Genomic DNA, 12,256 nt, shown 5'->3' with positions numbered 1-12,256 from the left:
TATGGGTGAGAGCTCTCCTCATCTTGCTGAAGAGATTTGGTGCGCGCTCAATCCCTACATTTGGAGCAAATCGCTCAAATACGCACTGAGGTTTTAGGAGGGCAAAATATTGATAATGCAAGTGTTGGGGTGCAAAGCTTGTGTATCGGGGTGTGAGGCAGAGCCGCTGCACTAGCACGGGCACACTTCGATTTCTTTGGCTTCCTCTGCACGCAGGGCGATTTGCGTATCGTTGGCTAGCACACAAAGCGTGGCTTTGGTAAGCGTGCTGTGGCAGAGCGTGATGGTGCTCCCACAGGAGATTCCCATAGCGATGAGGCGATCGCGTAGCACGCTGTCTTGGGTGTGGATTGCTACTACTTTGTGGGGTTGGTTTTTGGGGCAGTCGTAGAGAGTCATATTTTTCCTTTCATTTTTAATGCAAGTTTTGCTCTGCAAAACTTGCTATCGGGGTGTGAGGCAGAGCCTCCCACCCCTCCGCTGCGCGTTCATACACTGCGTTTTTTAGCAAGTTTATAGAATCTCTTGGTGCCGCCGCGTCAGGAACGCGATTTGGCAATGGCACAGATTCTATAAACCCGATTAAAGTCCTACGCCACTTTTAGCATTTAGGGCTTGCTTAGATTCTATAACGCCTTTAGCGGTTGCAAATTCTCTTACAGAGAATCCCTAGTATTATAGCGCAGGTATGCTTGTGGTTAAGAAAAACAAGCAATGTTTTGCTATAATCAAGCCCTTTACATTTTTCACAACGATAAGGAATCTTAGCCAAATGACACAGATATTAGATACGCGTGATGAGGGTTTTGCGCGCAGGTTTGCCGAGATTTTAGAGCGTGGGCAGATGGATATCACGCAGGTGAGCGCGAGCGTGCAAAAGCTCCTAGATGAGATAAAGCGCGAGGGCGAGACGGCACTGCTGCGCCATATCGCTAGCTTTGATAAATGGCAGCCAAGCGACTTTGGGAGCGTGCGCATCGATCCCAAAGACTGCCAAAAAGCCTATGAGGCACTTAATACCGAGCTCAAAAACTCCCTACATATCGCCTATGAGCGCATTTTTGACTTCCATAGCAAACAAAAAGAAAAGACTTGGCTCCATACAGAATCTAATGGCTCTATGCTCGGACAGAGGGTTACGCCTGTGCAGCGTGCGGGACTCTACATACCCGGTGGCAAGGCAGCCTATCCTAGCTCGCTGCTGATGAATGCCATTCCTGCGATAGTAGCGGGCGTGGAGGAGATCATCGTCTGCACCCCCACACCGCATAACCAGCCAAATGAGCTGCTTTTAGCCACGCTGCATTTGTGTGGGATTAGCGAAGTGTATAAAGTCGGCGGGGCAAGTGCTATCGGGCTTATGGTGTATGGCACGCGTGAGAGCAAAAAAGTCGATGTGATCACCGGACCGGGCAATATCTATGTCGCCACGGCGAAAAAAATGGTTTTTGGCGATGTGAGCGTGGATATGATCGCTGGACCTAGTGAGATTGGTATCATTGCCCAAAGCGGGGCAAACACCGAGTATATCGCGTGGGATTTGCTCTCTCAAGCCGAGCACGATGAGCTAGCGAGCTCTATCCTCATCAGCGATGACAGAGGGCTGATAGAGGAGGCTATCGCGCATATTGGGCGCATTCTCCCCACGCTTGCGCGCACAGATATTGCCACAGCGAGTATCAAAAATCGTAGCGTGTTTATCCACACACAAAGCCTTGATGAAAGCATAGAGCTGATGAATGAAATCGCCCCCGAGCACCTTGAGATTCTCACTCCTGAGCCCTTTAGTCTCCTCCCACATATCAAAAATGCCGGGGCGATCTTCCTAGGCGAATACGCGAGTGAGCCTATTGGAGATTATCTCGCAGGTCCTAATCACACTTTGCCCACGGGCGGAAGCGCGCGGTTTTTCTCCCCGCTAGGCGTGGAGCATTTTATGAAAAAAAGCTCGATTATTTATTTTAGCAAAGAAGCAATGCGTGAGCTTGGGCAGCCTTGCGCTACTCTCGCGCATACTGAGGGCTTAGAGGCGCACAAAATGGCGGTGCTCTCACGGCTTAAAAATCTCTCATAAGGAGGAGCAATGCAGGATTTAGACGACTTAGAGATGTTTGGCAAATCGCCGCTACAAAAGTGGCACGAGATTATCCACAATGCCTCGCCCACGCTTGTAGAGATGGAGCTAGAGCGTTTGCTTGATATGCTTAGTGTGTATGAATTGTTTTTAGAATCTAAGGGCATAGATAGCGCGGAGGTGCAGAGGTTTGCCCTCTCACTAGATGAAGAGCAAAAGCAGAGCGTGCGCGAGTTAGTGGATTCTCTAGTGATTGAATCTATGGGCAATATTTTGGGAAGCCACGAGTGAGGCGATGGTGGCTTGTGGCGTTGGTGGTGGGTATCGTGCAGGCGGCACAACCTGCGTGGGTGTGGCACAGAGAGCTCACACTTGCCAAGGAGCAAAACTACCGCGCTATGGTATCCCTAGCACAAGTCCAAAAGCCACTTGTGCTGCGCTGGACGCTTTATAAAAATTATGGATTAGTGATGCATATCCGCTATGATAGCTTTAATCATCAAGTTGTTTTGTATCAGGACTATCAGCGCAGCGATTTTGCCCTAGGGCTAGGGGAAAATCCTGCACAAAAGCCGAGATTGCACATTTTTTTTAAAGACTTTGCGGACAAAAAGGCACTTTTGCGCCTCTATATCGAGGGCGAGGGCGCGAGTATAGGCGAGGAAAATCTATGAGTGAGCGAGATTTTGAGTGGGCAAAAGAGAGGATTGGGGCGATTATGCAGGGATTTGTCGCGGATTGTGGCAATGAGATAGTAAATGCGCTTTTTGCTAAGACAAATCAGGGCAAAATGCTCCGCTCTAAGCTCCTGTTAGCCGTGAGTGGAGTGAGTGAGGAGGCACTGGGGCTGTGTGCGATTATCGAGCTTATCCAAAGTGCGTCCTTGCTCCACGATGATGTGATTGATAATGCCCACACAAGGCGCAATTCCCCCTCGCTTAATGCGCTTTTTGGCAACAAAAATGCCATTATGCTCGGCGATGTGCTCTATGCCAAGGCGTTTTTTGAGCTTAGCGCGTATGAGAGGGCTATCGCTAAGAGCGTGTCGGATTGTGTGTGTAGGCTCGCGGTGGGGGAGATAGAGGATGTGTTTATGGCACAGAGCTTTAATACCAACAAGGCGCGCTATCTGCAAATGTGTGAGCTAAAAACCGCCGCGCTCATCGCTGCAAGCGCGGAGTGTGGCGCGCTGTTAGCGGGGCTAGATTCACAAAAATACCGCGCATATGGCAATAACCTTGGCATAGCCTTTCAGATTATTGATGATGTGCTTGATATTACCCAAAGCGCGGAGGTTTTGGGTAAGCCTGCGATGAGTGATTTGAGCGAGGGCAAAAGCACGCTGCCCTATATCTATCTCTATGAGCGCGCCACACAGGAGGTGCGCCAAGAGCTGCTCGCACTCTTTGCTAAGCCATTATCAGAATCTAGCGCGCAGTGGCTAAGAGCGCAGCTAGACAGTTATCACTGCGTGCGGGATAGTATCGCCAAAGCGCGGGAGTATGCTTTGAGCGCGTTAGATTCTATACAGAATGAAGGGAATGCGCAGCTTAGCAAAATCGCACAAAATATGATAGAAAGAGAGTTTTGATGCAAGAGCACAGGGAGATTCAATATATCGTAGTGAGCTTTTCGCACAGGCATATTGATATTGCAATGCGCGAGAAGTTGGCATTTGGGGAGGAGGAGAGATTGGCATTTTTGCGCGCGCTTTGTGAGCATAGCGCGATAAAAGAGGCAATGCTGCTCTCTACTTGCAATCGTGTGGAAGTGTATGCAAGCGTGCTAGAGGCTAAGGCGGCGCGCGAGTGCATATTACAGAATCTAGAAAGCTTTAAGCAAATCCCCCTAGAGCAGCTTAGGAGTCTAGCAAACATTCGGCTCAACCAATACGCCATTTACCACACCTTTAGCGTAGCCTCAAGCCTCGATAGCCTCGTGGTGGGCGAGACGCAAATCACGGGGCAGCTCAAGGACGCGTATAGGTTTGCCTATGAGAATCTCCTCTGTGGCAAGGATCTCACGCGCCTTGTGCATTATGCCTTTAGATGCGCTGCGCAGGTGCGCAATAGCGTGGATATCTCCTCAAGCCACACTTCAGTCGCTGGAGCGGCAGTCCATATGCTTACCCTTAGGCTTAAGGAGCGGGGCGAGAGCTTGGATTCTAAACAAGTGGCGGTGCTAGGTGCTGGAGAGATGGGCGTGCTAGCACTCAAGCACCTCGCCAAACACGATGTGCGCCTAACCCTCATCAATCGCAATATCCAAAATGCCCAAAAGATGTTAGAGAATCTCACAGAGGAGATTGGGCGCAAGGTAGAGATCGCGCCTTTTAGTCAGCTGCAGGGGATTATCGATCGTGCCGATGTGCTAGTGAGTGCCACGGGCGCGCCTCATAGCGTGATCAGCGCTGAGATGATTCGCCCAAGCACGCATAGGCGTGTGTGGTTTGATCTCGCCGTGCCACGCGATATAGAGGAGGTGCAAGTAGAGAATCTTGAGATTTATAGAATCGATGACTTGCAAGAAATCATCGCCCAAACTAAGCTCCAGCGCGAGGAAAACGCCAAAGATGGCTATAAAATCGTGGAGCAATGCACGCAGGAGTTTTTCAAATGGCTCCAAACTCTAAGTGTCGATCCTATCATCAAGCATATGCGCGCGTTGGCAAAAGACTCAAGTCTCAAAGAGCTAGATAGGGCGATAAAAAAGGGCTTTTTGCCAAGTGAGTATCGCCACAATGTCGAAAAAATCCTCCATAGCGCGTTTAATACATTTCTGCATAAGCCCACAATGCGTATCAAGGAGGCAGGCGAGAGCATCAACTCCGATCCGATGATTGAGGCGATAAAGAGTATTTTTGATATAAATGACGAGATCGTAATGCTCAACAAATACAAATGCGAGGAGTATCTCGCGCGCTCTCAAAACACCAAAAACCCTAAGGAGCCCTAAATGCGATTTTCACAGATGTTTATCCCCACGCTTAAAGAGATTCCAAAAGATGCGGTTTTGGCAAGCCATCAGCTGCTGCTAAGGGCAGGGTATATCCAGCAGGTGGGCAGCGGGATTTATAACTTCCTGCCTTTGGGCAAAAAAATGCTTGATAGCATCCGCGCGCTTATCAAAGAGGAGATGGATTCTATCGGCGCGCAGGAAGTGTTGATGGGCTTTGTCACGCCCGCGGAGCTTTGGCAGGAGAGCGGACGCTATGGTCAATACGGCAAGGAATTGCTACGACTAAAGGATAGGAAAGACAATGAGTTCGTGCTAGGACCTACGCACGAGGAGATGGTAACCCATATCGCGCGCTCATTTATCAAAAGCTACAAGCAGCTGCCGCTGCATCTCTATCAGATTCACACCAAGTTCCGCGATGAGGCGAGACCGAGGTTTGGGCTTATGCGCGCGCGTGAGTTTGTGATGAAAGATGGGTATAGCTTCCATAGCAGCTATGAGGATTTGGATAGGGAGTTTGCACAAGTGGAGCAGGCATACAGGCGGATTTGTGAGCGATTGGGGCTAGCGTATAAAGTCGTGGAGGCAGATAGCGGGGCTATTGGCGGGAGCGGGAGCAAGGAATTTATGGTGCTAGCAAATTGCGGAGAGGATACGCTTGTAGTGTGTAAAAGCTGCGAGTATGGCGCCAATCTCGAGGCAGCCAAACGCAAGCCTAGACAGAGCCCAAAAGATGAGGGCAAATACGGCGCGCAAGCCCCAAAAGCAGCCTTTGGGGAGTTTTTTACCCCGGGGGTTAGCAGCATAGAATCTTTGTGTGAGTTTTTTAAGATTCACCCATTTTTTACCATCAAGGCCGTGGTAAAAAAAGCGGTGAGAGAATCCCAAGCAGAGGGCAGCAGAGGGGATATCGTCGTGTTTTTTGTGCGTGGCGATGATGAATGCGAGGAGACAAAGGCGCTCAATGTCCTAAATGCCATCACAGATGAGCCCTATCTCGCGCTAGAGAACGCTTCTACAGAGCTTTTAGAATCTATGGGGCTAAAGGCGGGATTTATCGGACCTATTGGGCTTGAGGGCGTGCGTTATATCCTTGATGAGGGCTTGCGTGATGCGAGGGGAATGATCACGGGAGCAAATAAGCAAGATTATCATCTTATAGGCGTTGATGTGAGTGAGTTTAGAGAGCTGCAAGAGGCGCATTATGCGGATATTATCAAGGTGCAAGAGGGGGATTTGTGCCCGCATTGTGCTAAGGAGCTCTGTTATGCTAAGGGCATAGAAGTGGGGCATATCTTTAAGCTAGGCGAGAAATACTCGCGCCAAATGGAGGCGAGATTCCTCGATCATACGGGCAGGGCACAGAATCTCATTATGGGTTGCTATGGGATTGGCGTTACGCGTTTGCTCCCTGCGATTTTGGAGCAAAAGAGCGATGAGTTTGGCTGCGTGTGGGGCGAGGGTGTGAGAATCTTTGATGTGGTGATAATTCTCTCAAATATCAAAGATAGCGAGCAGATGGCGTATGCCACGCACCTCTATGAGGAGCTAATGGCGCGCGGGATTGATGTGCTGCTTGATGATAGAGATGAGCGCTTTGGCTTTAAGATGAAAGACTTTGAGCTCATTGGGGCTTATCAAGCACTTATCATAGGCAAGGCTTTGGGTGAAGGCAAAGTGGAGCTTATAAAGCGTGAGGGATTGCAAAAGCGCGTTATTGACGCAAACGACGCGCTAGATTCTGTCTTAGAATCTAGTAGTGTGCCAAAGAATAACGCACACACAAACACAAGGAGTGCCAATGCCAAATAAACTCATTATCGGGACACGCGGTAGCGCGCTAGCTCTGTGGCAAGCCGAGCATATCAAGCAGCTGCTGTGGCTTGAGCACGGATTAGAATCTGAGCTAAAAATCATCAAAACCAAGGGCGATAAAATCCTTGATGTGCCATTGGCAAAAATCGGTGGCAAGGGGCTTTTTACCAAAGAGCTAGAGGAAATGCTCCTAAGCGGGGCGATCGATCTAGCAGTCCATAGCCTCAAAGATGTGCCTGTGGAGCTAGAGAGGGGCTTAGAGCTTAGTGCGATTACTAAGCGCGCGAGCTGTGAGGATTGCTTTGTGAGTGAAAAATATGCGGGCATTGATGATTTGCCGCCAAATGCGAGGGTTGGCACGACTTCACTGCGCCGCTCTATGCAGCTAAAGCTCCTGCGCAAGGATTTGGACACGCTCTCACTGCGGGGCAATGTGCAAACACGACTGCAAAAGCTAAAAAACGGCGAGTTTGATGCGATTATCTTAGCAAAGGCTGCGCTAGAGCGATTAGAGATTAGCGAGGTGGCATACACTAGACCTCTCGCGTTTATGATACCTGCGATGGGGCAGGGCGCGCTGGGGATAGAATGCGCGAGTGAGAATGTGAGTATAACCAAATATGTGCGCCAGCTGCAGGATATGGAGAGTGCGATTTGCTGCAGTGCTGAGCGGGAGTTTATCCGCGCGCTAGAGGGCGGCTGTCAAGTGCCCATAGGCGTGTATGCACATAGGCAATCCAATCAGCTAGTCCTAGAGGCGATTTTGGGCTTACCCGATGGAAGTGCGAGTATCCACTCCACGCTTGTGTGTGTGTTTGATTCTAACCCAGAGATTGCGCTCATTAGTGCCAAAAATCTCGGCGTGCAGTTGGCGCAAAAATTTATCAAAAATGGCGCAAAGGAGCTGCTCGCGCAGGCTTATGCGATGATATAGGATTGTAAGAATAATCCTATTTTTAGGCTTTTTGCTATACAATGCGTGCATATCAACCATTTGGAGTTTGGAATTATGGAAAACCTGCTAGAACACGGAAATATCACAGACATTCGTATCGATGATAGTATCAAAGAGAGCTATCTTGATTATTCAATGAGCGTGATTGTGGGGCGTGCGCTGCCCGATGCAAAAGATGGGCTAAAGCCCGTGCATAGGAGGATCCTCTATGCGATGCACGAACTAGGCGTAACCTCACGCAAGCCTTATAAAAAAAGCGCGAGAATCGTGGGCGATGTGATTGGTAAATACCACCCGCACGGGGATTTTGCAGTGTATGATGCGCTAGTGAGAATGGCGCAGGACTTCTCTATGCGCCTAGAGCTTATCGATGGGCAGGGGAACTTTGGCTCGATTGATGGGGATAGTGCGGCGGCTATGCGCTACACCGAGGCGCGTATGACGGCAGCGAGTGAGGAAATGCTCCGCGATATCGAAAAAGAAACCGTGGAGTTTGTGGGCAACTACGACGATACGCTCACTGAGCCCTCAATCCTGCCCACGCGTCTCCCCAATCTCCTTGTCAATGGCTCAAGCGGGATTGCGGTGGGTATGGCGACATCTATCCCGCCACATAGACTTGATGAGATTGTCGATGCGCTAATGTATCTGCTAGATTCACCAAATGCGCAGGTAGAGGAGCTTTTGCCTATCGTGCAGGGTCCAGACTTCCCCACAGGGGGGATTATCTATGGCAAGCAAGGCATCGCAGAAGCCTACCGCACAGGGCGAGGACGCGTGAAAGTGCGCGCCAAAACCCATATCGAGCAGACAAAGACAAAAGAAGTCATCGTGATTGATGAAGTGCCCTACCAAGTCAATAAGGCAAAGCTTGTCGAGCAAATCAGCGAGCTAGCAAAAGAAAAGGTGATTGAGGGGATTGCAGAAGTGCGCGATGAATCTGATAGAGAGGGAATCCGCGTGGTGATTGAGCTAAAGCGCGAGGCGATGAGTGAGATTGTGCTCAATCATCTCTTTAAATCCACGACGATGGAGAGCACATTTGGGATTATCCTCCTAGCTATCCACAATAAAGAGCCAAAAATCTTTAACCTCCTTGAGCTTTTGCAGATTTTTATCGCACACCGCAAGACTATCATTATCCGCCGCAGTATCTTTGAGCTCGAAAAAGCCAAGGCGAGGGCGCATATTTTAGAGGGCTTGACGATAGCGCTTGATCACATCGATGAGGTGATTGCTACCATACGTGCAAGTGCCGATAGCGAGAGCGCAAAGAGTGCTTTGGTAGAGCGATTTAGCCTCTCTGAACTCCAAGCAAAAGCGATCCTAGAGATGCGCTTGCAACGCCTCACGGGGCTAGAGCGCGACAAAATCGCGAGCGAATACGCACAGCTCCTAGAGGAAATCGCCAATTTAGAATCTATCCTGCGCAGTGAGGAGAGACTAAAAGAAATCATCAAAGAAGAGCTGCTAGAGATTAAGCAAAAATTTAGCACACCGCGAAAAACGCAGATAGAAGAGGATTATGACGCTATTGATATCGAGGATTTGATACCAAACGAAAAAGTCGTGGTTACGATGAGCCACAGGGGCTATGTCAAGCGCGTGCAGCTCAAAACCTATGAGAAGCAAAACCGCGGTGGCAAGGGCAAAATCAGCGGAAACACACACGATGATGATTTTATAGAATCTTTCTTCATCGCCAATGCGCACGATACGATACTATTTGTGACTAACAAGGGGCAGCTTTATTGGTTGAAGGTTTATAAGATCCCAGAGGCAGGCAGGACGGCTATCGGCAAGGCGGTGGTGAATCTCGTGAGTATCCAACCCGATGAAAAGATTATGGCAACCATCACGACGACGGACTTCAACGCCGATAAATCGCTTGTGTTTTTTACCAAAAATGGCATTGTCAAGCGCACGAATTTGAGCGAGTATGGCAATGTGCGCAGTGTGGGAATCCGCGCAATCAACCTCGATGAGGACGATGAGCTCGTGAGTGCAAATATCGTTACGCCAAGCGTTAGAGAGCTTTTCATCGCGACTTATCAGGGTATGTGTATCCGCTTTGGTATCGATGAGGTGCGTGAGATTGGGCGCGTGAGTAGGGGGGTTACGGGGATTAGATTCAAGGCTAATGAGGATTTTGTCGTGGGAGCGACGACGATTTATAGCGATAACGACAAGCTTTTGACCGTGAGTGAGCAGGGGATTGGCAAGCAAACGCTTGCGGGTGAGTATCGGTTGCAGAGTCGCGGTGGCAAGGGGGTTATCGTGATGAAGCTCACGCCCAAAACCGGCAAGCTCGTGAGCGTCGTAAATGTCAATGATGAAGATATGGATTTGATGGTGCTCACAAGCTCTGGGAAGATGATTAGGGTGGATACGGAGGCGATCCGCGAGGCTGGGCGCAACACAAGCGGCGTGAAAATCGTCAATGTCGGCAATGACAAAGTCGCATACGCCAACAAATGCCCCAAGCAAAAGCAAGAGGAAGATTCTGACTTTTTTGAGCAAGAAGAGGCGTAGCGAGATACCACTAGATTCTGCAGTCTTCTTAGATTCTAAGTCCTTGCACTAGATTTTGCACATGCTTTAAAGCCCAAAACTCTAAAGATAAGCACACACAGAATCTAAATAATGCAGAATCTATACAATCCCCCACACATTCACAAACGCAAAATTTTGATTTAAACAACCAAGATTCTAAAACACATAGAATCTAAAGCACATTCAAAATCCAAAACACACACAAAACCCAACACATTCAAAGACAATTACAGAATCTAAGACAGAGATTCTAAAAAACATGGGATTAGGACATACATAAAATCTAATCCATAATGAAAACCCAAACAAAAACTAGCAACAATGAAAACCTAAAAACTAGCAACTTAAGAATCTAAGAAATTCATACAATAAAACTAGCAACTTAGAATCTAAAGACTTAGATTTTTTGTAGCGCGAAATTCATACAATGCTCTATCGCAATTTTATGCACCCAAAAAAGACAAGTCTCTAACCAAAACCACTCCCCCATAATCTGCTATAATACCTCCCTTTGTAATTTTGTCTTAAAAAGGAGATCTTATGTGCGGGATTTTAGGGAGTATTCCAGCCACAAGCAATACAGCGCATTTTTTGCAAGCACTTCATACCCTCTCACACAGAGGACCAGATGATTTTGGTGTGTATCATAGCGATGAGATAAGCCTAGGGCATAGGCGTTTAGCCATCATCGACACAAGCACTGCAGGGCAGCAGCCAATGACTTCAAACCTCTTTAACCTCTCTTCTAAAACATCGTCCGGGGGGGGGGGCAATACACTATTGTCTTTAATGGAGAGATTTATAACTTTATAGAACTTAGAGAAGAGCTCATAGCCAAAGGCTATGTCTTTCGCACACACACCGATACGGAAGTGGTGCTAGCAAGCTATGATTATTGGGGAGAGCAATGCCTTAGTCGCTTCAATGGTATGTGGGCACTTGCTATATGGGATCACCACAAAAAGCATCTTTTCCTCTCTCGCGATAGATTTGGCAAAAAGCCTTTATTTTATGCCTTCCTCAAAGACAAGCAAGGGCGTGATATGTTTGTCTTTGCCTCTGAAATGAAAGCAATATACCCGTATCTAGAGCAGATTACACCCTCCAAATACTTTAACACAATGAGCAACATTGCTCATATCTTTAACTACGAGCAGAGCAAAGATCACACGCTCATAGAGGGTATCTATCGCTTTCCCTACTCACACTATGCCTATTACAATCCAAAGCAACCACAAACACTAGAATACCAACGCTATTATTGTATCCTCGATCATCTCATCACGCCACCTAAGAGCTACAAAGAGGCAGTGGAGCATTTTAGAGAACTCTTTTTAGATTCTGTATCTTTGCGTATGCGCTCTGATGTGCCTATTGGCACAGCATTAAGTGGAGGAGTGGATTCTAGCTCTACGATCTGTGCGATGGCTTATCTTGCCAAGCAGGGACTAAAGAGAGAATCTAAAGATTGGCAGCATGCCTTTGTGGCGTGCTTTAGGGATACGCCACAGGAGGAAAGTCATTATGCCAGAGAGGTTGTCAATCATATTGGTATAAAGGCTAGCTTTTTAGAGATTAATCCTTTAGAGAATTGGGATAAATTGGAATATTACTTCTATCTCCTAGAGGATTTGTATGGCAGGATTCCTTTGGCACAGATTAGCACTTATCAAGCTATCAAGGAAAATGGCGTGAGTGTCACGCTTGATGGGCACGGGGCAGATGAGCTATTGTGTGGATATGGGCATTTGACATACGCACTTTGGGATTGTTGGTATAATCCTCTCAAAATTTATGATTTGCTCAATACTTCCAACCAAACTCTAGCACACCCACTCCCTATGGCACGAGTGTTGAAAAATGGCTCGAGTTTTCTTATAAAATCCTTTGTTAAAAAGCTT

General features: G+C 48.1%; 12 protein-coding genes. 10 read left to right on the top strand and 2 right to left on the bottom strand.

The window, feature by feature from the left end; all coding sequences use genetic code 11:
* Positions 1–171 precede the first annotated feature (171 nt).
* Positions 172–399 carry a FeoA family protein gene (locus tag ACH2BK_RS09375; protein ID WP_395003601.1) on the bottom strand — a complete coding sequence of 76 codons (228 nt, stop codon included), beginning with the start codon at positions 397–399 and terminating at the stop codon, positions 172–174.
* 16 nt (positions 400–415) lie between these two features.
* A complete protein-coding gene (locus tag ACH2BK_RS09370) occupies positions 416–565 on the bottom strand; it encodes a hypothetical protein (RefSeq protein ID WP_394997846.1) in 150 nt (49 codons plus the stop codon).
* A gap of 207 nt (positions 566–772) precedes the next feature.
* On the opposite strand from ACH2BK_RS09370, the gene hisD reads away from it, so the two are divergent.
* The 10 genes from hisD to ACH2BK_RS09320 form a co-directional block, all read left to right on the top strand.
* A complete protein-coding gene (gene hisD / locus ACH2BK_RS09365) occupies positions 773–2,074 on the top strand; it encodes a histidinol dehydrogenase (protein WP_395003599.1) in 1,302 nt (433 codons plus the stop codon).
* A 9-nt stretch (positions 2,075–2,083) separates the two neighbouring features.
* Positions 2,084–2,365, top strand: a complete 282-nt coding sequence (locus ACH2BK_RS09360) for a DUF2018 family protein (RefSeq protein WP_395003597.1) — start codon at positions 2,084–2,086, stop codon at positions 2,363–2,365.
* Positions 2,362–2,748, top strand: coding sequence for a hypothetical protein (locus ACH2BK_RS09355; RefSeq protein ID WP_395003595.1), 387 nt, complete (start codon positions 2,362–2,364; stop codon positions 2,746–2,748). Before ACH2BK_RS09360 ends, ACH2BK_RS09355 begins: the two co-directional genes overlap by 4 nt.
* Positions 2,745–3,665: a polyprenyl synthetase family protein gene (locus ACH2BK_RS09350; protein WP_395003593.1), complete on the top strand. Its 921-nt coding sequence runs from the start codon at positions 2,745–2,747 to the stop codon at positions 3,663–3,665. Before ACH2BK_RS09355 ends, ACH2BK_RS09350 begins: the two co-directional genes overlap by 4 nt.
* Positions 3,665–5,029 (top strand): glutamyl-tRNA reductase, encoded by a 1,365-nt coding sequence (gene hemA, locus ACH2BK_RS09345; protein ID WP_395003591.1) that lies wholly within the window; start codon positions 3,665–3,667, stop codon positions 5,027–5,029. Before ACH2BK_RS09350 ends, hemA begins: the two co-directional genes overlap by 1 nt.
* A complete protein-coding gene (locus tag ACH2BK_RS09340) occupies positions 5,030–6,844 on the top strand; it encodes a proline--tRNA ligase (protein ID WP_395003589.1) in 1,815 nt (604 codons plus the stop codon). It abuts the gene before it with no gap.
* Positions 6,834–7,781, top strand: coding sequence for a hydroxymethylbilane synthase (hemC, locus tag ACH2BK_RS09335; protein ID WP_395003587.1), 948 nt, complete (start codon positions 6,834–6,836; stop codon positions 7,779–7,781). The genes ACH2BK_RS09340 and hemC overlap by 11 nt, the downstream gene beginning before the upstream one ends.
* Positions 7,782–7,856: 75 nt before the next feature.
* Entirely contained in the window at positions 7,857–10,334 is a 2,478-nt protein-coding gene (gene gyrA, locus ACH2BK_RS09330) for a DNA topoisomerase (ATP-hydrolyzing) subunit A (RefSeq protein WP_395003585.1), read from the top strand.
* Between the two features lie 561 nt (positions 10,335–10,895).
* Positions 10,896–11,168 (top strand): hypothetical protein, encoded by a 273-nt coding sequence (locus ACH2BK_RS09325; protein WP_395003583.1) that lies wholly within the window; start codon positions 10,896–10,898, stop codon positions 11,166–11,168.
* The coding region (locus ACH2BK_RS09320) for an asparagine synthetase B family protein (RefSeq protein WP_395003603.1) at positions 11,108–12,256 on the top strand (1,149 nt) is incomplete at its 3' end. The genes ACH2BK_RS09325 and ACH2BK_RS09320, both read left to right, overlap by 61 nt.

The organism is uncultured Helicobacter sp., assembly GCF_949282165.1.
GTDB lineage: Bacteria > Campylobacterota > Campylobacteria > Campylobacterales > Helicobacteraceae > Helicobacter_F.
This window is presented reverse-complemented; position numbering and strand designations above follow the sequence as displayed.